Below are 21,686 nucleotides of genomic sequence, written 5' to 3' on the forward strand. Positions count from 1 at the left end.
TCCCGGTCACGTTCAACGGCTGATCAGGGTTGCGGTAAAGGCGCGACGCGGCGTCGCGCGCCATCCGGCGGACAGGCCGGCCAGCGGCGCGGCCACCAGCGCGCCGTCCGGGTCGCGGATCGCCGGTGAGGCGAGGAGGGACCGGCGGGGCAGGCCGCTCTCGCGCCACGGCGTCGCCGCCACGTCCGGGCCGAGCGCCCCGATCGCGAGGCCGGGCCCGACGGGCCCGTCGAGGCACCACCGGCCGTCCCAGACCTCCCCGACCGGAACCGGCGGCGCGGTGGCGGCGGCTTCCCGCGCAACCCGCAGGCGACCCTCCGCCACGGGCCAGAGCACGCAACCACCCAGCGTCCGCACCCCGCCATCGGGCAGCGCAGCGAGCAGACGGTCGATCTCGCCCGTGCGCGGCGGATAACCGTCCCCGCCGATCCAGCGCAGCGCGGCGAGCAGGAGACGCCGGGCCTGCTCGCGCTCGTTCTCGATCAGGTCGAGCAGGGCGGGCCGGTCGAACAGCAGGTCCCCGCGATCCTCGGTGACGATCCCGGCCGCCAGATCGGCCGCGCGTCGCGCGAGGCTGTGGCGGGCGTCGTCGAGGAAGCCGGCCGTCCGGGCGAGCGCGCCCGCGTCGAGATCGAGCGCCGCGATCGCCTGCCGCACCCGTACGCGCTCGAAGGCCGCATCGTCGTTGGACGGGTCCTCGATCGGCGCGACACCGCATTCCGCCAGATGACGGCGCAGCGTGGCCCGCCCCAGGCCGAGAAACGGACGCCCGAAGGCCGGCCCCGCGCCGAAGCGGCCGGCCATCCGCGCGAGCCCGTCGATCCCCGCGCCGCGCCGCAGCCGCATCAGCAGCGTCTCGGCCACGTCGTCGGCCGTGTGGCCGAGCAGGATCACGCCCATCTCGTTCCGTCGCCCCCAAGCCTTCAGCGCGTCGTATCGCGCCGCCCGTGCCCGCGCCTGCAGGTCCGGACCGGGTTCGAAATCGTCGAGGGTCAGCGTCTCGTGCGGGCAGTCGTGCGACGCGCAGAGCGCCGCGACCCGCCGTGCCTCGTCCGCCGACGCGGCGCGCAACCCGTGATCGACCGTCACGGCGCGCACGACGACGCCCTGCGCCCGGCCCCAGTCCAGCGCCGCCAGCAGCAGCGCCGTCGAATCGCCACCGCCCGAGACGGTCACGGCCACGGCGCCGGGCGCGCCGTCCGCGAAGAAGTCGTCGAGAGCCGTCTGCAGCCGGCCCGCGACCGGCGCGCTCACGAGCAGCCGAGGCCCGCCTGCGCCGACTGCGCCTGTCCGACCTGCGGCGAGTCCGGGAAGCGGACCGCGACCTCCGACAGGGTGAGGCAGGCCTCGTCCGTTTGCCCCAATGCACCCAGCGCGGTGCCGAGCCCGACCAGCGCTTCGGGCGCGCGCGGACCTTCCGGCGTGGCCGAGAACGTCTCGAGATAAGCGCGCGCGGCCTCCGCGTCCTGCCCGGCATTGGCATAGGCCTGTGCCTGATAGAAGCGGGCATCCTCCGACAGCGGGCCGGTCGGGTAGGCGGCCAGGAAGGTTCCGAACGCCGCGGCCGCGGCGGCATTGTCGCCGGCGTCGAAGGCGGCCTTGGCGGCGTCGAACTCCGCCTGCTCGCCCGAGGCCAGCGAGGCGCCGCCCGCCGGCGCGTCCTCGACCGGGGCAGGGGCAGATCCGGTCCCGTCGCCCGCGCTTTCCTCCGCGCCCCCGAGCGGTCCGGGGTTCGGCAGGGTCGCGATGTCGCAGTCCGTCGTCAGCTCGCAGAGCTGGAAGCGCAGATCCTCGATCCGGGTGCTGCCGTCCTGTGCGACGCGTTCGATGCGGAACGACATCCGCTCGGTTGCCTGCGTCAGCCGCTGCAGTTCCGATTCCATCGCGTTCACCCGGTCGAGCACCGTCGAGCCGCCGACCGAGACGTTGGGTCCGCCGGTCGTGTTGAGCTCGCGCATGAGCCCCTGCATCTCGACGCGCAGCACGGCGAGCTGCTGGCGGATGTCCGCGAGCGTCTCCTCCTGCTGCGCCGCGGCCGGAAGCGCCAGCACGGAGGCGAGGAGGGCGGCGCGCAGCATCACACGCCCGCCCCTGCGGCGAGCACCGTCACCGCGCGGCGGTTCTGGCTGTAGCAGGCCTCGGTCGAGCAGATCTGCAACGGCCGCTCCTTGCCGTAGCTGATCGTACGCAGGCGGCTTGCGGCGACGCCCTGGCTGATGAGGTAGTCGCGCGCCGCGTTGGCCCGCCGTCCGCCGAGCGCGAGGTTGTATTCCCGCGTGCCCTGCTCGTCGGCATGGCCTTCGATCAGCGCGGTGTAGCCCGGATTGGCGTTGAGCCATTGCGCCTGCCCGGCGAGGATCGTCTGCCCCTCGGGCGACAGGGTGGACTGGTCGACGGCGAAGAGCACGCGGTCGCCGATGCTCTGCTGGAAATAGGCGACCGAGGTCGGATCGCCCGGGCCGCCCGGCACGTAGCCGCCCGCGCCCGCGCCGGTGCCGTAGGGGTCGTAGCCGCCCGCACCGGCCCCCGCGCCCCCGCCGAGCCGGTTGCCGCAGCCGCCGAGCGCCAGGGCCGCCATCAGGATGATCGCCGTCGTCTTCATGTGAAATCCCCTATCGAAGTAGCGGACCCCAGGACGGGTCCGAGGCCGCCGCGGGTGTCGCGGCGCGTTGCAGGTTCCGGCCGGTGATGTCGACCGTGTAGAGGGCGGGCGCGCCGGTCGCGCCGGAGGTCTCGCGGGTGAACATCACGACGCGGCCGTTGGGCGCCCAGGTCGGCCCCTCGTCGAGGAACGCCCCGGTCAGGAGCCGCTCCTCCGATCCGTCGGTGCGCATCACGCCGATATGGAAGCGACCCGCATTCTGCTTGGTGAAGGCGATGTAATCGCCCTTGGGCGACCAGACCGGCGTGCCGTAGCGCCCCTCGCCGAAGCTGATCCGCTGCCCCTCGCCGCCCCTGGCCGGCATGATGTAGAGCTGCGGCGCGCCGGAGCGGTCGCTCTCGAAGACGATGCGGGTGCCGTCGGGAGAGAAGCTCGGCGCCGTCTCGATCGAGGGCGCGTCGGTCAGGCGCGACGTCTGCCCGGAGGCGAGGTCGAGGACGTAGAGGTCGGTGTTGCCCGACACCTCCGCCGAGTAGACGACCCGGCCGCCGTCGGGCGAGAAGCGCGGCGCGAAGCTCATGTTCTGGTCGACGCCGCCCACGGTCGTCTTCTGCAGCGTCGCCACGTCGATCACGGTCACGCGGGGAAACCCGCTCTCGTAGCCCGTGTAGATGATCCGGCTGCCGTCCGGCGAGAAGCGGGGCGCCAGCACGATGGCGTCCGACGACGTAAGGTAGGTGACGTTCGCGCCGTCGTAATCCATCACCCCGATGCGCTTCTGCCGCGCGTCCTTCGGGCCGAGTTCGGAGACGAAGGTCACGCGGCTGTCGAAATAGGGGTCCTCGCCGGTGATGCGCGAATAGGCGGCGTCGGCCACCTTGTGCGCCATGCGCCGCCACCCCTCGGCGGTGCCCGCGAATTGCAGCCCGTCGCCCAGCGGCGCCTCGCTGAACACGTCGTAGAGGCGGAACTGCACCACGATACGCCCGTCGCCCTCGGCCAGCACCGACCCGGTGATCAGCGCCTGCGCGTTGATCGCCTTCCAGTCCGAGAACTGCACCGGCGCGTCGAAGCTGCCGATCCGGGCGACATGCGCCTCCTGCGGGATCTCGCGGAACAGCCCGGTATTGGCGAGGTCGGCGGCGATGACCCGGGTGATGTCCTGCGCGAGGCCTTCCGCCGCCGCGTTGCGCGCAACGAAGGTCGGGACGGCGAAGGGCAGGGGCTCGATCACGCCGTCGGTGATCTCGATCCGCAGCGGGCCGGGACTGTCCTGCGCCATCGCGGGCCCGGCAAGGACCAACAGGGCGGCGAGGGCCCGGAGGAATGTCGTCAACCGAAGCGTCATGGTCTCCCTTTCGGTATCGCTGTCCCGTATCGCCAAAGCGGCGGGGTTACTCAATGGCCCCGAACGGAATACGCGTCGCGGCATCACCGCGTCCGCATCTCGTCGGGGTTGAAGGTCATCTCGATCTCGCGCCACTGCTCGTACTTCTCCGCCGGCAGGTCGAAGCCCGCGCGCCCGCATTGCAGGATCGCCCGCCGCCCGGCCTCGTAGGCCTGTTGCGCGGCGGCCTCGGACCCGCCCGAGAAGCCCGTGAGGCGCAGGCTGTCCGTTTGCGGCAGCCCGTCGCGCGTCATCGACATGAAGATCGTCACCGTCGTCCCCATCGCCTCCGTCGAGAGGCTGCCGAGGTTCCAGCAGCGACTGACGGCGACGCGCAGCCCGTCGCGCTCGCCCTGCGTCAGCGGCGGCCCGGATGGCGCGGGGGCGGACGGCTCGGCCGCCTCGGCCAGCGCACCGGCGATGGCATCGGCCAGCGGGTCCGCCTCGGGCTCGGCCGGCTCAGGCTCGGCTTCCGCGACCTCCGGCTCCGGTTCGGGCGGCGGTGCGGGCGCAGCCTCCGGCTCCGGCGCGGGTTCCGGCGCGGACGGCGCCGTCTCCGCCACGACGGGGACTGGCGGCGCAGGCTTGCGGTTCGGCCGGGGCGAGCGTTCGGGCGCGCGCGCGGGAGTCATGTCCTCGGTCACGATCACCGGCGCCGTCGCCTCGGGCGCGGCGGGGGTCGGCGCCTCCTCCGGCGGGGTCTCGGGCTCGGCGGGCGCGGGCGTGGCCGGCGACTCCGCGACCGGCGCGGTCTCCGTCAGCGGCGGCGGCGCGGGGGTGGGCACGGCCGTCACGATGTCGGCCTCCCGCGGCGCGGGCATGTCGGAGATCGCCGCGTCGGGCGCATCCGCGGGCGAGGCCGGCGCCGGCGGCGTCTCGGACGCGACCTCCGCCTCGGGGGCCGCGAGCCGGCTCGTGTCGGGCACCACGTCCCGCGCGGCGGAGGCAAGCGCGTCGGGCGGCGGCGCGACCGGCGGGGCCGTCTCCTCCGCCGGCGCGGCCGGGGGCGGGGTCGCGTCGGCCTCGGGTTCGACCGGGGCGGCGGGCGCCGGCACCTCCGCGAGATCGGGCGCGTCCGACACCAGCGCGTCGAACTCCGCCGAGGACACCACCGACACGGCCGCTACGCTCACGCTGTCCTCGTTCGGGGCCGGCGGGAACAGGCCGGCGACCAGCGCCCAGAGCAGCGCGCCCCCATGCGCCGTGGCCGACAGCGCGACGGCCGTGCGGCGTTCCACGCTACTCCTCCGCCGTGCCGTCGAGCGTCGGACCCCCGGCATCCGTCACCAGGCCGATATTGCGGAAGCCCCCGGCATTGAGCGCCCCCATCACGACCATCACGTCGGAATAGGGCACCGTCCCGTCGGCGCGCAGGAACACCTTGTCGCCCTGCCGCTCGCCCGCGATGGCGCGCAGCCGCGGCAGAAGCTCGTCGCGCGGCACCTCCTGGGAGCCGATGAGCACCCGCCCGTCCGCCGCCACGGTCAGCGCCAGCGGCTCCTCCTGCTCCTGCGGCAGCGGCGCGGCGGCCGTCTCCGGCAGCTCGATCGGCACGCCCGCCGTCAGGAGGGGGGCGGCCACCATGAAGATGATGAGCAGCACCAGCATCACGTCCACGAAGGGCGTGACGTTGATCTCCGACATCGGCCGGGCGCCGCCCGACCCGCGCCGCCGCCTGCGGCCGGTATTGCCGCCGCCGCCCGGCTGGATCGTGTGGGCCGCCATTCAGGCGGCGTCCAGCTGGCGCGACAGGATGGTGGCGAACTCGTCTGCGAAGGCCTCGTAATTGCCGGTGATCCGGTCCGCGTCGCGCGACAGCTTGTTGTAGAAAACCACCGCCGGGATCGCGGCGAGCAGGCCCAGCCCCGTCGCCAGCAGCGCTTCGGCGATGCCCGGGGCCACGACGGCGAGGTTGGTGTTCTGGCTGATCGCGATCTGCTCGAAGGCGTGCTTGATGCCCCAGACCGTGCCGAAGAGGCCGATGAACGGCCCCGTCGAGCCCACGGTCGCGAGGAAGGTCAGCCCCGAGGTCAGCCGGTCGCGCTCCTTGGCGATGGCCACGTCCATCGTCCGGTCGATCCGCGACTGCGTGCCCGCGATCAGCCCGCCGTCGTCGCGATGGCTGCGCGACCATTCCTGCATCGCGGCGGCGAAGATGCGCTCGGAGGCCGATTTCGGCCGCTCGCCGATCTTCTCGTAAAGCTCGTCGAGCGGGTCGCCCGACCAGAACGCCCGGTCGAAGGCCGCGGCGCGGGAGCGGGCGCGGCGGAACTGCATGACCTTCTGGATCAGGATCGCCCAGACCCAGATCGACGCCGCGAACAGCAGGATCATCACGATCTTGACGATGAATGTCGCGCGCAGGAACAGCGCCCAGATCGAAAAGTCGATCTCGCCGGCTCGCGCCAGTACTTCGGTTTCCATCGGACTGCCCGTCCCTTGCCGCCGGACCGTTGCTCGGCCCCTTGTTTCGAGGGCGAAGGCTAGCAGATGCCGGCGGCCTTGGCGAGGCGCGCCGCTCGTCCTACGGAAATGTGAGCTTCGTTAAGGCGGCGATGCACAAAGTTCGGGTGAACGGCACCGGCTTCCTACCGGCGTGGCACGGGGGCAACACGGGGCTCCTGTCAGATGCCGGGAGGATCGGCGCGTTTGCCGCTCGTCTCGTCCGAGCAGGAGGCCAGTCGGCCCGACCAGCAATAATCCTGACCTGATCCGATCCTAAAAGCCGCCACGCCCGGCGCAGGCCGGGCAGCCCCCGACCGCCCCCACGGGCGGGGGCTTCACCCCCACCCGCGGCCGGGGGCAGCCCTTTCGGAGATCCGCTGGAGACCGGCGACCTCCGCGGGCAGCCGCCTTGGCCTCCCGTCCGTGTCCATGCACACGATCGTCACCCGCGCCCGGAACAGGTCGGTCCCGTCCCGCCGCACCGTCTGCTCCAGCACGAAGCGCACCCGCGACACCGCTGCGACGCTCGTCTCGATCTCCAGCGTGTCGTCGTAGCGGGCCGGCCGCAGGTAATCCGCCTCGACCCGTGTCACGGCGAAGACGTGCCCCGCCGCACGCATCGCGGCCTGATCGATCCCGGCGGCGCGGATCATCTCGGACCGGGCGCGCTCGATGAAACGGAGATAGTTCGCATAGTAGACGATCCCGGCGAGATCGACGTCCTCGTAATAGACCCGGACGGTCCAGAGATGCGTCATCGTCCCGCCGTACGCTGCGCGAATTTATTCATGTCCTGCAAACGATTACCCACGGGTAACCCGGCGCCTCACTGCCGCCGTCCCGTCCGCGCCGCGAGGCGGAGCGCGTGGCTCGCATCCTGCGACATCGCCGGCAGGACCGGGTCGTAGGCCGCCCGCAGCACCTCGGCGATCTCCGATCGCAGCACCGTCCGCCCCTCGTGGAGGGCGAGCGGCGAGGTCTCGCCGAAGGCGCTGTCGGACCAGAGCAGCATCGCCTGCACCATCTGGTTCAGGGCCAGCGTGTCCGCCGGCACGTCCGACAGATGCGCGTCCATGCGGATGAAGGCGAAGCAGGCCCGGATCGCGCCGTCCGCGTCGAAGCGGAACAGCCGGTACTGGTTCGCCTCCCCCGCCTCGAGCCGGCCGAGCAGCGGGCCGAGGTCGGGCACCAGCCGGTCGAGGTCAGGCACGCCGGAAAGCTCCGCCCAGTCGGAGACGAAGAACACCATCAGGTTCGCCCCGAGCTCCGGGTCCGTCTCCGCCATCCGGTGGTCGGTCAGCACGCAGAGCGCCTCGATCGCACCCTTTAGGACCGAGATCGTCTCCTCCGTCACGCCGAACACGACCGGCACGATCGGCCGGCCCCAGCGCGCGAAGAGGAACGTGCCGTCGGCGCGGGTGAACAGGGCTTCGATGTCTTGCGGATCGATCGCATTCATGGGGCAGGCGTGCCACGCCCGTTCCGGAGGGTCCACCCGTCTGGACGCCGCGAACGGGGTTGCGTAGGGCGAAGCCTGTCGAATGGAGGCGCCCATGGCCGAGATCACCCCCGCGAGCTGGACTGCGCTGACGACGCTGGACGACCAGGCCGCCGCCGAGGGACTGGGCGCGGCGCTCGAGGAGCAGCTGGAACCGGACGGGGTCGGCGTCTTCGAGATGGAAGACGGCTCGGGCCTCTGGGAGGTCGGCGCCTATTTCGCCGAGGCGCCCGACGAGACCGCGCTCGCGCTCCTCGCCGCGGCCTACGATGCCCGGCCCTTCGCCGTCTCCGAGATCCCGCCCACGGACTGGGTCGCGCATGTCCGGCGCGAGCTGCGCCCCGTCGAGGCCGGGCGCTTCTTCGTCTACGGCAGCCACGATTCCGACCGGGTGCCCGAGGGGCGGGTCGCGCTGCTGATCGAGGCGGCGATGGCCTTCGGCACCGGCCATCACGGCACGACGCAGGGCTGCCTGCTGGCCTTCGAGGCGCTGCTTGCCGCCGGCCGCGCGCCGGGGCCCGTCGCCGATATCGGCGCCGGGACGGCGGTGCTGGCGATGGCGGCGGCGAAGGTCTGGGCGGACGTGCCGGTCCTCGCCTCCGACATCGACGCGGTCGCGGTCGAGGTGGCGGCGGCCAACGTCGCGGAGAACGGATTGTCGGGGCGGATCGACTGCGTCGAGGCCGCCGGGTTCGATCACCCCGCATTGGCCCGGGCCGCGCCGTTCGACCTGATCTTCGCCAACATCCTGAAGGGCCCCCTGATCGAGCTCGCCCCCGACCTCGCGGCGCACGCGGCGCGGGGCGGGCACGCGATCCTGTCGGGCCTTCTGAACCCGCAGGCGGACGACGTGATCGCCGCCTACCAGGCGGCGGGCTTCGCGCTGGCGGACCGTCTGACGCTCGGGGACTGGACGACGCTGACGCTTCAGCGCCGCTGACGCGAAAAGGGCCGCCCGGGAGGGGCGGCCCTTCGCGACCGGGGCTTGCGAGTGACGTCCGCCGGAATCAGCGCCGGCGGGCCCAGGAAACGATGTCGCCGCGCTCGAGGCCGATGTCGTAGAGTTCCCGGTCGGTGAGCCGGTGAAGCATCTTCAGCGTCACCCGGCGGTCGTTCCAGGAAATGATCCGGCCAAGGATCGCGGAGAGGAGATTGGTCGCCGGTGCGGGGCGGGCGGTGCGGAAATTGTCGAAGGTGGCCACGGGGGTAATCCTGTCAGGCGGTGCGAACGGGGAATTGGCGGCCATACCGACCGCCGCTGTTACAGGCAGGTAAGCGGCGTTCGCAACTTGCACAATAATAATGCAAGCATGGCCGATATGCGCGCATCACATGACCGGTTTGCGAATCCTTACCGTGGCCTGCGGGCCGCCACGTCCCTGCTGGCACCGGCGGTTCGCTCGCGCGGGTGGCCTGCCGCCGACGGCTATGCTACGCCATGATCAAATCAAGAACATCGGGCAGGTCGGATGCGCGTGATAGGGATCGATCCGGGGCTTCGCGCCTGTGGCTGGGGCGTCATCGAGGTCGACGGCTCGCATGTCCGGCACGTCGCGAGCGGCACCTGCCGGCCCGAGGGCGACGCGCTGTGCGACCGGCTCCTGTCGCTGCACACGCTTCTGCGCGCGGTGGTCGCGGCGCAGGCGCCCGAGGCCGCGGCGATCGAGCAGACCTTCGTGAACAAGAACGGGCAGGGCACACTGAAGCTCGGCCAGGCCCGGGGCGTGGCGATGCTCGTCCCCGCCCAGGCCGGGCTCCGGGTCGGGGAATACGCGCCGAACGCGATCAAGAAGGCGGTCGTGGGCGCCGGCCATGCCGACAAGGCGCAGGTCCTGCACATGGTGCGGCTGCAGCTTCCGGGCTGCGACCCGGATTCGGCCGACGCGACCGACGCGCTCGCCATCGCGCTCTGCCACGCCTTCCACCTGCGATCCTCGAGCCGTCTCGCGGCCGCGCTCCGGGCGTGATGGCATGATCGGGCGGCTGACCGGACGGCTCGACCACAAGGGGGAGGATCACGTCCTGCTCGACGTGAACGGCGTGGGCTATATCGTGCATTGCTCGGACCGCACCATCGCCGCGCTGCCGCCCGTGCGGTCGCCGGTCGCGCTCTGGACCGAGCTTCTGGTGCGCGAGGACCTGCTGCAGCTCTTCGGGTTCCTGACCCTGCAGGAGCGGGAATGGCACCGGCTCCTGACCTCGGTGCAGGGGATCGGCGCGAAGGGCTCGCTCGCCATCCTCGGCGTGCTGGGCGCGGACGGGGTGGCGCGGGCCATCGCGCTGGGCGACGCAAATGCGGTGAAGGCCGCGCCGGGGGTGGGCCCGAAGATCGCGCTGCGCGTGGTCAACGAGCTGCGCGGCAAGGCGCCGGCGATGATGCTGAAGGAGTCGGGCGCGGACCCCCTGATCGAGACCACCGGCCCGGCGCCCTCCGCCGAGCCCGCCCCAACCGGGGAACCGGCCGGGCTCGCCGGCGCGCAGGCCGAGGCGCTGTCGGCGTTGTCGAACCTCGGCTACGCGCCGGTGGACGCCGCGCGCGCGGTGGCGCAGGCCGCCGACGGGGCCACCGACACGGCCGGCGTGATCCGCGCGGCGCTCAAGCTGCTGGCGCCGAAGGAGTAGGGCGATGTTCACGCTTCACGACGTGCTGGACCGGGCCGGGATCGCCCCGACGGATGCGAACGTGATGTTGCATTCGCCGAACCACGGCAATCTGGAGCAAGTGCTTCCCTCTCTCGTCAAGACGCGGCGGCGGGCGATGGAAGCCTTCCAGTCCTTGCACAGCGTCGGCGCAGAGGCTGCCCTTAAGCGCGGACGGCCCTGGGTCCTGTCATTCGTCAAGATCGGGCAGGACGTTCCGACGTCCCATAGCCGGATGCTCTTCGCAGGGGTCTACCGGAACCAGGGTCACCGGCACCGCCCCAAGGAGGAGATACTTTCGGATCCCGAGATCGTCTTCCTGCGAGAGACGTTCAGCTACCTGGATCAACTCGAGACCTCCGCCGAACTTCAGAAGCGCGTCTGGTTCGATCTTCCGATGGACGACGCCCTGACGGAGCTGCAGGGGCGTCTCGTCCTGTCCGTCCGCCTGACCCCGAATTACGTGCGCCGCGCGGAGAACCTCGAAGCGACGGTCCGCGCCATTCACGAAGCATCGGTGTTCGATGCCGATCCGCCGGACTGGCGCCGATGGGTCCTACCGGCGGCGCAACTCCGGGCAATCCCGCCCGGCTGGGCGGCGCGGCTCCGGGAATGGCGGGGCATCTATCTGATCGTCTGCCGGGACGACGGCGCGCGCTATGTCGGCTCGGCCTACGGAGAAACGAACCTGCTCGGCCGCTGGCAGGCGCATGTCGCGCGCGATTTCGGCGTGACGGCCGAATTGGCCGCCCGCGATCCCGCTACGTTCGACTTTTCCATTCTCGAACGTGTATCGCCCGACATGCAGGTCGACACGATCACCAAGCTGGAACAGGGCTGGATGCAGCGTCTTCATACCCGAACGCACGGTCTGAACGCATGATGGACCGCGAGCCCCTTCTCGATGCTGATGCGCCCGACGAGATCTCCGACGACCGGGCGTTGCGGCCGCAGCGGCTCGACGAGTTCATCGGGCAGAAGGAGGCGCGGGCGAACCTGCGCGTCTTCATCGAGAGCGCGCGGCGGCGGGGGGAGGCGATGGACCACGTGCTGTTCCACGGCCCGCCCGGTCTCGGCAAGACGACGCTGGCGCAGATCATGGCGCGCGAGCTGGGCGTGGGGTTCCGGATGACCTCCGGGCCGGTGCTGGCCAAGGCCGGTGACCTGGCCGCGATCCTGACCAATCTGGAGCCGCGCGACGTGCTCTTCATCGACGAGATCCACCGGCTGAGCCCGGCGGTGGAGGAGGTGCTTTATCCCGCGCTGGAGGATTTCGCGCTCGACCTCGTGATCGGGGAGGGGCCGTCGGCGCGGACGGTGCGGATCGACCTGCAGCCCTTCACGCTGGTGGGGGCGACGACGCGGCTTGGCCTGCTCACGACGCCACTGCGCGACCGGTTCGGCATCCCCACGCGGCTCGAGTTCTACACGGTGCCGGAACTGCACCAGATCGTCACGCGGGGCGCCCGGCTGCTCGGTGCGCCGGCGACGGAGGACGGCGCGCAGGAGATCGCGGAGCGCGCGCGGGGCACGCCGCGGATCGCCGGGCGGCTGCTGCGCCGGGTGGTGGATTTCGCCGTGGTGGAGGGGGACGGGACCGTCACGCGGGAGATCGCGGACAGCTCGCTCACCCGGCTGGGTGTCGACCGGCTGGGCCTCGACGGGGCGGACCGGCGCTACCTGCGGCTCATCGCGGAGAATTACGGCGGCGGGCCGGTGGGGGTGGAGACGATCTCGGCCGCGCTGTCGGAGAGCCGCGACGCGGTGGAGGAGGTGATCGAGCCCTTCCTGCTGCAGCAGGGCCTGATCGCGCGGACGCCGCGGGGCCGCGCGCTCGGGCACAAGGGTTGGACGCACCTCGGGCTGGCGGCGCCGACGCGTGCGCCGGACCTGTTCTCCTGACGCCGCACCGGGTCCGCCCGTTCGGTGCGGCTGCGCGCAGGTACGTCGCGGACGCTGACCTTTCCTCCTTCCGGCGGGGGGCGTAGGGGAAGCCGGAGACTCGCGAGGCTCTCCATGATCAAGCTCGACATCCTGTCAGACCCGGCCTGCCCCTGGTGCTATATCGGCAAGACCCACCTGTTCCGGACGCTGAGCCGGCGACCGGACCATCCGTTCGTGCTGGAATGGCATCCGTATCAGCTGAACTACGACATGCCCGCGGGCGGCGTGGACCGGCGTGCTTATCTGGAGGCGAAGTTCGGCGGGCGCGAGGGGGCGGCGAAGGCCTACGCGCCGGTGCTCGACGCGGCCGAGGCGGCGGGGCTGACCATCGATTTCGGGGCCATCGCGCGCACGCCGAACACGCTCGACGCGCATCGACTGATCCACTGGGCGGGGCTGGAGGCGAAGCAGACGCCGGTCGTGCAGGCCCTGTTCGAGGGGTATTTCGAGCGAGGCCAGGACCTCGGCGACACGACGGTGCTGACCGGGATCGGCGCCGCATGCGGATTGGACGAAGACATGCTGGAACGATTGTTCGCCTCCGACGCGGATCGGGAGGACATCCGGGCCCGGGACGCCCATGCGCGGGAGCGGGGCGTCACTGGCGTGCCGACCTTCGTCATCGGCGGGCAGCACGTGGTCACGGGCGCGCAGCCGCCGGAGCTCTGGGCGCAGGTCATCGACGAGTTGCTCGCCGCCCCCGGGGAGGACCGGGCGTGAGCGCGCCGGCGGACGTCCCGGCACAGGCCATCGCGCCCGAGCGGGCGCGGGCGCTTTCGGAGGTCGAGTTCATCGCGCTGATGGCGATGCTGGTGGCGACGATCGCCTTTTCCATCGACTCGATGCTGCCGGCGCTGCCCCAGATCGGGCAGGAGCTTTCGCCCGGCAACGCCAACGCGGCACAGCTGGTGATCGTGGCCTTCGTCTTCGGCATGGGGCTCGGCACGTTGTTCACGGGGCCCCTGTCGGACGCGCTCGGGCGCAAGAACGTGATGCTGGGCGGGGCGATCCTGTACTGCGTGGGCGCGCTCGCCGCCGCCGCCGCGCCGAGCCTCGAGATGGTGTTGCTCGCGCGGATCGTGCAGGGGCTGGGCGCCAGCGGGCCGCGCGTGGCGGCGCAGGCGATGATCCGCGACCTCTATGCCGGGCGCGGGATGGCGCGGATTTCGAGCTTCGTGATGATGACCTTCACGCTCGTCCCCGCCTTCGCGCCGCTGATCGGGTCGCTCATCATCGACGTGGCCGGCTGGCGCGGGCTGTTCGCGGCCTTCGTGCTGTTCTCGGCGGTGACCTCGGCCTGGCTGGCACTCCGGCAGCCGGAGACGCTGCCCCGCGCGCTGCGGCGTCCGATGCGGCTGACGCCGCTGCGCCTGGCCTGCGGCGAGGTGCTGGCGCATGCGAACGTGCGGCGCTCGATCCTGATGCAGACGCTGGTCTTCGGCGTGCTCTTCGGCACGATCACTTCGGTGCAGCAGGTCTACGACGTCTCCTTCGGCCGGGCGGAGAGCTTCCCGGTCTGGTTCTGCATCGTCGCGCTGATCTCGGGGACGGCCTCCTTCGTGAACGCGCGGCTGGTGATGCGGCTGGGGATGCTGTGGCTCCTGCGACGGGCGCTGATGGTGCATTTCGTCCTGTCGATCGCGCTGCTCGCGGCCTGGTCCTCGGGAATGGTCCCGCGAGACGCCCTGTTCGCGCTGTTCCTGCTCTGGCAGATCGGCACCTTCGCGATGGCGGGGTTCACCATCGGCAACCTGAACGCCGTGGCGATGCAGCCGATGGGGCATATCGCGGGGATGGCGTCCTCGGTGATCGCCGCGGTGAGCACGGTCCTCGCCGTCGTCGTCGCCGCCGCGATCGGGCTCTCCTTCGACGGCACGCCGGTCCCGCTCGCCTTCGGGGCGGCGATCTGCATCGCGCTCGCGCTGCTGATCTCGCGCCGGCTGGAGGAGGAACCGATGGACCTGCCCGCGATGGGGCAAGCGGTGCATTGAGGGCGGCGGACCCGGTTCGGGGCCGTTCCGATCCGTGAAGCGCTCGGGCCCCGTGATGTGACGGGCCATGGGTCACCTCACGCCAAGGCAATGATCCGCCGGTCTGCCGGGCCGCGCCTGACCGCATCCCGGGGGCTCGGCCCCGCCTGCAAACGGGACCTGCCGTCGCCATAGCGACCTCGCGGTCCCATTCCGTCGTCCGACGACGCTAGGGGCGGTCCTTCTCGGGATGGGCGTCGATCAGGTCCTCGCCCTGCAGCAGGACGTTCGCGGCGTAGCCATGCACGACGATCGAGACGAGGATCGTCACGCCCACGATCCGCCACAGCGTCTCGATGTCGGTGAACTCCGCATGGGTCTGCGCGTAGGCGATGTAGAAGATCGACCCCATCCCGCGAATGCCGAAGAAGGCGACGCTGCGCCGCTCCTCCGGATTGCAGCGATGGCCGATCAGCGCGACGTAGCCCGCGAGCGGGCGCAGGACGAAGACGAGGGCGAGCGCGAAGCCCACGTCGCGCCATGTCACGTCGAAGAGCGTGCCGGCGCCGATGAAGGTGCCGAGCCAGAGCAGAAGGATGGCGAGGAGGATCGCCTCGAGTTGTTCGGCGCCGTGGTGGACGTATTTCTCGTAGCCGTCGTGGTCGGGATGACGCGGGGTCGAGCGTCCGGCCCGCGCGGCGAAGAACACCGCAAGGAAGCCGTAGCCGTCCACCGCCTCGGCCACGCCGTAGCTCAGGAGCGTCGAGGCGAGGATGACAACCACCGCGTTCCAGGCGCCCTGGGAGCCGTCGCCGATCGGCGAGAAGGTCACGGTGCTGAGCAACCAGCCGACGCCGTAGCCCGCGACGATCCCGGCGGCGACGCGATAGAGCACGTCGAAGCCGAGCCAGCTCCACAGCCATGCCTCGCCCTCGATCATCGTGGCCGCGCCGAGCGTCGCTGCGTGGATTGCGAAATAGACGAAAGGGAAGGCCAGCCCGTCGTTCAGCCCCGCCTCCGCCGTCAGCGCGACCTCCATCGGCGCCTCGTCCTGGCCGGGCGGCGAAACCTGGACCGAGCGGGCGAGGACCGGATCGGTCGGCGCGAGGACGGCCGCGAGGAGCAGCGCGCCGGGCAGGGTGAGGCCGAGCCAGGACACGCCGAGCGCCGTGACCCCGAGCAGCGTCAGCGGCATGCAGATGGCGAGCAGGCGCCAGGTCGGGTTCCAGCTGCGCCAGCCGGCCCGGGTGTCGATCGCGAGGCCGGCCACGGCGAGCGAGATGATGACGATGAGCTCCGACGCCCGCTCGATCACCCCGGCCTGCCAGCCGCCGGCGAGCGGATTGACGATCGGCATGCCGAGGCCGGCGAGGAACGCGCCGGCCAGCACGTAGAAGAACGGCAGGTTGAAGATGCGGAAGCGCTGCAGCGCCGGTTGCAGCGACAGGCCGAACAGGGCGAGCCCGGTGATGATGTAGATGACGTCGCGGCCGTCGATGGTCTCAAGCATCCGTCGAAGCTAGTGCGCGGGCACCCGACGTCGCGCGAAATCGTCCGTCAGCTTTCGCCGCCCCCGCGCCGGGCCGCGCCGGCCTGCACGGCGAGGTCGCGGGCCATCGCGAAGGCACCCTTGATGCGGTCGGCCTCGGTCGGGAAGTCGCGCTTGAGGACGAGCTTGTCGCCCTTGATGGTGGCCGCGCCGCGCTCGGACTTGATGAAGTCCACCAGCCCCTCGGGCCGGGCGAAGCGGTTGCCGTGGAACTCCACCGTCGCGCCCTTCTCGCCCACGTTCAGCTTCTCGATGCCGGCGGCCTTGCACATCGCCTTGATGCGCACGATCCGCATCAGGACGTTGACCTCCCGCGGGAGCGGGCCGAACCGGTCGATGAGCTCGGCGGCGAAGCCTTCGAGCTCCACCTTCTTCTCGAGCCCCGACAGGCGGCGGTAGAGGCCGAGCCGCAGGTCGAGATCGGCGACGTAATCCTCGGGGATCAGCACCGGCACGCCGAGATTGATCTGCGGCGACCAGTCGTCCGAGAGCGCGTCGGGTAGGTCCATCGTGCCGGCCTTGAGCTTGCCGATCGTCTCCTCCAGCATCGACTGGTAGAGTTCCGGCCCGACCTCGCGCATCTGGCCGGACTGCTCCTCGCCGATGATGTTGCCACCGCCGCGCAGGTCGAGGTCCTGGCTGGCGATGTTGAACCCGGCGCCGAGCGCGTCGATCGCGCCGAGCGCCTTCAGCCGCCGCTCCGCGCTGGTGGTGAGCTTGGCGCGGGGCTTCGTCGTCAGGAAGGCGTAGGCGCGGGTCTTGGAGCGGCCGACGCGGCCCCGGATCTGGTAGAGCTGGCTCAGCCCGAACATGTCGGCGCGCCAGATGACCATCGTGTTGGCGGTGGGGATGTCGATGCCGGACTCGATGATCGTCGTGGACAGCAGCACGTCGTACTTGCCGTCGTAGAAGGCGTTCATCCGGGCGTCGAGATCGCCCGCGGCGAGTTGACCGTGGGCGATGACGTAGCTCAGCTCCGGCAGCTGCTCGCGCAGGAACGCCTCCATGTCGGGCAGGTCGGTGATGCGGGGCACGACGACGAAGGACTGGCCGCCGCGGTAATGCTCCCGCAAGAGCGCCTCGCGAACCTGCACGGCGTCGAACTCGGAGACGTAGGTGCGGATGGCGAGGCGGTCGACGGGCGGCGTGCCGATGATCGACAGGTCGCGCACGCCGGTGAGCGACATCTGCAACGTGCGCGGGATCGGCGTGGCCGAGAGCGTGAGCACGTGGACGTCGGAGCGCATCTCCTTCAGGCGCTCCTTGTGGGTCACGCCGAAATGCTGCTCCTCGTCGATGACGAGCAGGCCGAGTTCGGCGAAGCGCACCCCCTTGGCGAGAAGCGCGTGGGTGCCGATGGCGATGTCCACGGTGCCGTCGGCGATGCCGGCGCGGGTCTCGGCGGCCTGCTTGGCGGGCACGAAGCGGGAGAGCTGCCGCACCCGGATCGGCAGGCCCCGGAAGCGGTCGGCGAAGGACTTGGCGTGCTGGCGGGCGAGCAGGGTGGTGGGCGCGATGACGGCCACCTGCTTGCCGGAGGTCGCGGCGATGAAGGCGGCGCGCATCGCCACCTCGGTCTTGCCGAAGCCCACGTCGCCGACGATCAGCCGGTCCATCGGATTGCCCGAGGCAAGGTCGGTCGCGACGTCCTCGATCGCCTGCAGCTGGTCGTCCGTCTCCTCGTAGGGGAAGCGGGCCGCGAAGGCCTCCCACATGTCGCGGGGCGGCTCGAGGATGGGGGCGCGGCGCAGCGCGCGCTCGGCCGCGATCCGCATGAGCCGTTCGGCGACCTGACGGATGCGCTCCTTCAGGCGGGCCTTGCGGGCCTGCCAAGCGCCGCCGCCGAGCTTGTCGAGAAGGCCCTCCTCCTGGCCGTAACGGCTGAGGAGTTCGACGTTCTCGACCGGCAGAAACAGCCGGTCGCCGCCCGCGTATTCGAGCGCCAGGCATTCGTGCGGGGCGCCGGCGGCGGTCACCGTCTCGAACCCGGTGAAGCGGCCGACGCCGTGATCCACGTGGACGACGAGGTCGCCCACCGACAGCGCCTGCGCCTCGGTCAGGAAGTTCTCGGCGCGACGCTTCTTCTTCCGGCCGCGGATCAGCCGCTCGCCCAGCACGTCCTGTTCGGAGATGACGGTGAGCCGCGTCTTGCCGACCGGTCCCTCCCAGCCGCGGTCGAGCGCCCAGACGGCCAGCCCGACCTCGCCCTTCGCGATCTCGGTCAGGCGGCGGACGGCTTTCAGCCCGGCGACGCCCTGATCCTCTAGCAGGCCCTGCAGACGCTCGCGCGCGCCGCCGGAATAGCTCGCGATCACCACGCCGCCGTCGCCGCGCTTCTCGGCGATATGCGCGGCCAGCGTCTCGAACAGGTTGACGTCCTCCAGCTGCCGCTCGGGCGCGAAGCTGCGGCCGATCCGCCCGCCGGCATCGGTGACGCCCGGGCCCGGCGCGGTGGGAAGCGGCGAGAGGTGCAGCACGCGGCGACCCGCGAGCGCGGTGTCGAGCGCCTCCGGATCGAGATAGAGCGTCTCGGGGCGGGCGGGCTTGTAGACGCTGTCGACGCGGCCCTTGGCCAGCATCGCCTCGCGCCGGTTGTCGAACATGTCGGTGATCTGCGTCCAGCGCTCGGCATGGTGCGCGGGGGAGGCCTCGTCGAAGACGAAGGAGGCGCGGGGCAGGTAGTCGGGCAGCGTCTCCAGCGTCTCGTGGAAGAAGGGCAGCCAGTGCTCCATTCCCTGCGCCTTCCGACCGGCCGAGACCGCCTCGTAAAGCGGATCGTCGGTGCCGGCCGCGCCGAACTCGATGCGGTACGTTTGCCGGAAGCGGGTGATGGCCGGGCCGTCGAGGATGACCTCGGAGACGGGGGCGAGCTCGATCAGCTGCAGCTGGTCCGTGGTCCGCTGGGTCGCCGGGTCGAAGCGTCGCAGCCCGTCGAGCGTGTCGCCGAAGAGGTCGAGCCGGATCGGCTGCGGCTGGCCCGGCGGCCAGATGTCGATGATGCCGCCGCGCGGCGACCAGTCGCCGGGCTCCGTCACGGTGGGCGTCTGGGTAAAGCCCATGCGGACGAGGAAGTCGCGGAGCGCGTCCTCGTCGATGCGCTGGTTCAGGCGGGCGGCGAAGCCCGCGCCCCGGAGCGTCGCACGGGAGGGGATGCGCTGGGTGACGGAGGCGAGCGTGGTCAGGATCACGAAGGCGCCGTCGAGCCCGTGCGCCAGCGCGGTCAGCGTCGCCATCCGGGTCGCGGCGATCTCGGGGGCGGGCGAGAGGCGGTCGTAGGGCAGGCAGTCCCAGGCGGGCAGGCGCAGGACGGTGACGCCGGCCCGATGCGTGCGGAGCGCGGCGGCCATCGCCTCGGCCCGCTTGTCGTCGCGCGCGACATGGACGACCGGCTGGCCCTTCTCGAGTTCCTTCAGGACGACATGCGCGTCGTAACCCTCGGGGGCACCACCGACACGGAGGTGACCCTTCGGCAGGGGGGAGGTGGCGTCCAGCATGGGGGATGCAGGTAACGACCGGCGCCGCGGTGTCAATGCCGCCGGCGGTCCGTCAGGGGTGCAGGACGCTCATGTTCAGGTTCACCCACATCCCCCACATCGAGGTCACGAAGATCGACATGATCCCGACGAACTGGATCGTCCGGCGCGTGCGGTAGAGAAGGTTGCCCAGATCGGCCACGTCGAGCCCCGGCACGCGCCGTGCCGCGCGCAGCATGATCGCCCCCACCAGCGTCATCGGGATCAGGAGGAGCAGCACCGCCTGCGCGAACTCGAACCCGTAGAGGAATCCGGCCAGCGCAAACGAGGTGATCGCGAAGCAGAGCAGCGCGACGATGACGAGCCCCGCCCGGTCGGCGATCTCGGTCAGGCGGCGGGCATGGATCCGGGCGAGCGCCTCCATGTCGGCGAGTGCCTGCCCGTCGCCCGAGGCGGCGCGGCGGACGAGATCGAAGGGCACGCCGACGATCCAGTGCGAGGCGGTCGACCACAGCGCCGCCAGCGCGATCCAGAACCAAAGGTTCGAGAAGGACCGCAGGTCGATGGCCTCGAAGGCCAGTTCCAGAAAACGGAAATCCAATTTTCCCCGTCCCTATCTATCGGCCCGTGCATGTCGCCCGGGCGGAGGCGGGTTGGCAAGCGCGGGCGGCTTGCGGGGGGCGGGCATCTGTCGCAAAGCTGCATCATGTCCGCCGCCTATCCCGCTTCCCGCCCGCGCCGCCTGCGCCGAACGCCCGCGCTGCGCGCCCTGACCCGCGAGCACCGCCTCTCGACCGACGACCTGATCTGGCCGGTCTTCGTCTGCGAGGGCGACGGCGTGACGCAGGAGGTGCCGTCGATGCCCGGCGTGATCCGTCGCTCCGTCGACCTGACCGCGGAGGCGGCGGCCGAGGCGCACGGCATGGGCATCCGGGCGATCTGCCTGTTCCCCTATACCGACCCGTCCCTCAAGAGCGACGATTGCGCGGAGGCGTGGAACCCCGACAACCTGTCGAACCGGGCGACGCGGGCGATCAAGCGGGCGGTGCCAGAGATCGCGGTGATGACCGACATCGCGCTCGACCCCTACAACGCGCAAGGTCATGACGGGATCGTGCGCGACGGGGTGATCGTCAACGACGAGAGCGTCGTGGCGCTGGTGAAGATGGCGATGGCGCAGGCCGAGGCGGGGGCCGACATCCTCGGGCCGTCGGACATGATGGACGGGCGGATCGGCGCGATCCGCAGCGCGCTGGAGGCGGCGGGCCGGAGCGACGTGACGATCATGTCCTACGCCGCCAAGTACGCCTCGGCATTCTACGGCCCGTTCCGGGACGCGGTGGGCGCATCGGGTGCGCTCAGGGGCGACAAGAAGACCTATCAGCTCGATTTCGCCAATTCCGACGAGGGGCTGCGCTGCGTCGCGCGCGACCTCGACGAGGGGGCGGACATGGTGATGGTCAAGCCCGGCCTGCCGTATCTCGACCTCTGCCGTCGGGTGAAGGACACCTTTGCCGTACCGACCTACGCCTATCAGGTCTCGGGCGAATACGCGATGATCCGCGCGGCGGCGGGCAACGGCTGGATCGACGGCGAGCGGGCGATGATGGAGAGCCTGATGGCCTTCCGCCGGGCGGGCTGCGACGGCGTGCTGACGTATTTCGCGCCCGAGGCGGCTTCGCTCATCCGGGCGGGGTGGGAGTAGCGGCCTCCCCCGGGGGTTCGCCGTTGCGCCGTCCGTCGCGGCGCGGCAGGGAGAGCGCGTGAAACCGCGATCCGACACCGCCCGCCTCGCCGCCCTGACGCTCGTGCTCTGCGTGGTGGCGGGCCTGCTGCTGCCGCGCATGGGGGCCGCGCTGGCGGAGGTCGCCGGCTTCGAGGCGGCCGTGATCTGCCGCGGCGACAGCCTGGCGGTCCTGCATCTGGGATCGGACGGGACGCCGGTCGAGGTCGAACTTCCCGACCACGGACCCTGCGCGGTGCCCGATCTCTTGCGCGAAGTCGTGCCCGCCACGCCGGTCTGGCACCGTCTGGTTCCCGTCGCGCGCCCCGCCGTCGCCACAAGCGTCCCGCCGCCGCTCGCGCGTTGGCACGGTCCGCCGCCGAAGCGGGGCCCGCCCCGGCCCGCCTGATCCCCGCCCCGGCGATGCCGGGACCGCCTTCACGACAGATCAGGAC

General features: G+C 71.4%; 22 protein-coding genes. 9 read left to right on the forward strand and 13 right to left on the reverse strand.

The features are described from left to right. Window positions 1-12 precede the first annotated feature (12 nt). The 9 genes from tilS to Q1A87_RS04800 form a co-directional block, all read right to left on the reverse strand. Window positions 13-1,254, reverse strand: a complete 1,242-nt coding sequence (gene tilS, locus Q1A87_RS04760) for a tRNA lysidine(34) synthetase TilS (protein WP_299647574.1) — start codon at window positions 1,252-1,254, stop codon at window positions 13-15. Further along, entirely contained in the window at window positions 1,251-2,078 is an 828-nt protein-coding gene (gene ybgF, locus Q1A87_RS04765; RefSeq protein ID WP_299647576.1) for a tol-pal system protein YbgF, read from the reverse strand. The genes tilS and ybgF overlap by 4 nt, the downstream gene beginning before the upstream one ends. Beyond that, complete coding sequence (pal, locus tag Q1A87_RS04770) at window positions 2,078-2,602, reverse strand: peptidoglycan-associated lipoprotein Pal (RefSeq protein WP_299647578.1); 525 nt, start codon at window positions 2,600-2,602, stop codon at window positions 2,078-2,080. Before pal ends, ybgF begins: the two co-directional genes overlap by 1 nt. Before the next feature lie 10 nt (window positions 2,603-2,612). Continuing rightward, complete coding sequence (gene tolB, locus Q1A87_RS04775) at window positions 2,613-3,950, reverse strand: Tol-Pal system beta propeller repeat protein TolB (RefSeq protein ID WP_299647580.1); 1,338 nt, start codon at window positions 3,948-3,950, stop codon at window positions 2,613-2,615. A gap of 83 nt (window positions 3,951-4,033) precedes the next feature. Beyond that, complete coding sequence (locus Q1A87_RS04780; protein WP_299647582.1) at window positions 4,034-5,227, reverse strand: hypothetical protein; 1,194 nt, start codon at window positions 5,225-5,227, stop codon at window positions 4,034-4,036. 1 nt (window position 5,228) lies between these two features. Continuing rightward, on the reverse strand, window positions 5,229-5,714 hold the full coding sequence (locus Q1A87_RS04785; RefSeq protein ID WP_299647584.1) for an ExbD/TolR family protein: 486 nt from the start codon (window positions 5,712-5,714) through the stop codon (window positions 5,229-5,231). Then, the gene (gene tolQ / locus Q1A87_RS04790; protein WP_299647586.1) at window positions 5,715-6,413 is read right to left on the reverse strand and encodes a protein TolQ; all 699 of its coding nucleotides are present in this window, start codon (window positions 6,411-6,413) and stop codon (window positions 5,715-5,717) included. A gap of 356 nt (window positions 6,414-6,769) precedes the next feature. Then, window positions 6,770-7,192, reverse strand: coding sequence for a tol-pal system-associated acyl-CoA thioesterase (ybgC, locus tag Q1A87_RS04795; protein ID WP_299647588.1), 423 nt, complete (start codon window positions 7,190-7,192; stop codon window positions 6,770-6,772). Between the two features lie 68 nt (window positions 7,193-7,260). Then, the gene (locus tag Q1A87_RS04800) at window positions 7,261-7,893 is read right to left on the reverse strand and encodes a hypothetical protein (RefSeq protein ID WP_299647590.1); all 633 of its coding nucleotides are present in this window, start codon (window positions 7,891-7,893) and stop codon (window positions 7,261-7,263) included. A gap of 94 nt (window positions 7,894-7,987) precedes the next feature. On the opposite strand from Q1A87_RS04800, the gene Q1A87_RS04805 reads away from it, so the two are divergent. Then, window positions 7,988-8,872, forward strand: a complete 885-nt coding sequence (locus Q1A87_RS04805; protein WP_299647592.1) for a 50S ribosomal protein L11 methyltransferase — start codon at window positions 7,988-7,990, stop codon at window positions 8,870-8,872. Between the two features lie 67 nt (window positions 8,873-8,939). On the opposite strand, the gene Q1A87_RS04810 is transcribed toward Q1A87_RS04805, so the two are convergent. Beyond that, window positions 8,940-9,134 (reverse strand): DUF1127 domain-containing protein, encoded by a 195-nt coding sequence (locus tag Q1A87_RS04810; RefSeq protein WP_299647594.1) that lies wholly within the window; start codon window positions 9,132-9,134, stop codon window positions 8,940-8,942. 267 nt (window positions 9,135-9,401) lie between these two features. Here Q1A87_RS04810 and ruvC point away from each other — a divergent pair, with 267 nt between their 5' ends. The 6 genes from ruvC (at window position 9,402) to Q1A87_RS04840 (ending at window position 14,507) form a co-directional block, all read left to right on the forward strand. Continuing rightward, window positions 9,402-9,899: a crossover junction endodeoxyribonuclease RuvC gene (ruvC, locus tag Q1A87_RS04815; RefSeq protein WP_299647596.1), complete on the forward strand. Its 498-nt coding sequence runs from the start codon at window positions 9,402-9,404 to the stop codon at window positions 9,897-9,899. A gap of 4 nt (window positions 9,900-9,903) precedes the next feature. Further along, on the forward strand, window positions 9,904-10,554 hold the full coding sequence (ruvA, locus tag Q1A87_RS04820) for a Holliday junction branch migration protein RuvA (protein WP_299647598.1): 651 nt from the start codon (window positions 9,904-9,906) through the stop codon (window positions 10,552-10,554). A gap of 4 nt (window positions 10,555-10,558) precedes the next feature. Continuing rightward, window positions 10,559-11,455 (forward strand): GIY-YIG nuclease family protein, encoded by an 897-nt coding sequence (locus Q1A87_RS04825; RefSeq protein ID WP_299647600.1) that lies wholly within the window; start codon window positions 10,559-10,561, stop codon window positions 11,453-11,455. Beyond that, window positions 11,410-12,474: a Holliday junction branch migration DNA helicase RuvB gene (gene ruvB / locus Q1A87_RS04830; RefSeq protein WP_299647670.1), complete on the forward strand. Its 1,065-nt coding sequence runs from the start codon at window positions 11,410-11,412 to the stop codon at window positions 12,472-12,474. Before Q1A87_RS04825 ends, ruvB begins: the two co-directional genes overlap by 46 nt. A gap of 114 nt (window positions 12,475-12,588) precedes the next feature. Beyond that, window positions 12,589-13,236 (forward strand): DsbA family oxidoreductase, encoded by a 648-nt coding sequence (locus tag Q1A87_RS04835; RefSeq protein WP_299647602.1) that lies wholly within the window; start codon window positions 12,589-12,591, stop codon window positions 13,234-13,236. Then, entirely contained in the window at window positions 13,233-14,507 is a 1,275-nt protein-coding gene (locus tag Q1A87_RS04840) for a multidrug effflux MFS transporter (protein ID WP_299647604.1), read from the forward strand. Before Q1A87_RS04835 ends, Q1A87_RS04840 begins: the two co-directional genes overlap by 4 nt. Window positions 14,508-14,715: 208 nt before the next feature. Here the strand turns inward: Q1A87_RS04840 and Q1A87_RS04845 are convergent, their stop codons facing one another. The 3 genes from Q1A87_RS04845 to Q1A87_RS04855 are packed head-to-tail and all read right to left on the reverse strand — an operon-like array spanning window position 14,716 to window position 20,109. Further along, the gene (locus Q1A87_RS04845; RefSeq protein ID WP_299647606.1) at window positions 14,716-15,996 is read right to left on the reverse strand and encodes a cation:proton antiporter; all 1,281 of its coding nucleotides are present in this window, start codon (window positions 15,994-15,996) and stop codon (window positions 14,716-14,718) included. A gap of 47 nt (window positions 15,997-16,043) precedes the next feature. Continuing rightward, complete coding sequence (gene mfd / locus Q1A87_RS04850) at window positions 16,044-19,529, reverse strand: transcription-repair coupling factor (RefSeq protein WP_299647608.1); 3,486 nt, start codon at window positions 19,527-19,529, stop codon at window positions 16,044-16,046. 52 nt (window positions 19,530-19,581) lie between these two features. Continuing rightward, entirely contained in the window at window positions 19,582-20,109 is a 528-nt protein-coding gene (locus tag Q1A87_RS04855) for a component of SufBCD complex (RefSeq protein ID WP_299647610.1), read from the reverse strand. Window positions 20,110-20,214: 105 nt separating this feature from the next. Between Q1A87_RS04855 and hemB the strand changes: the two genes are divergently transcribed. Next, window positions 20,215-21,213: a porphobilinogen synthase gene (hemB, locus tag Q1A87_RS04860; protein ID WP_299647612.1), complete on the forward strand. Its 999-nt coding sequence runs from the start codon at window positions 20,215-20,217 to the stop codon at window positions 21,211-21,213. Window positions 21,214-21,271: 58 nt separating this feature from the next. After that, the gene (locus Q1A87_RS04865) at window positions 21,272-21,640 is read left to right on the forward strand and encodes a hypothetical protein (RefSeq protein WP_299647615.1); all 369 of its coding nucleotides are present in this window, start codon (window positions 21,272-21,274) and stop codon (window positions 21,638-21,640) included. The last annotated feature ends 46 nt before the right edge of the window (window positions 21,641-21,686 follow it).

Origin of the sequence: uncultured Jannaschia sp., assembly GCF_947494055.1 — a bacterium.
Classification (GTDB): Bacteria; Pseudomonadota; Alphaproteobacteria; order Rhodobacterales; family Rhodobacteraceae; genus Jannaschia.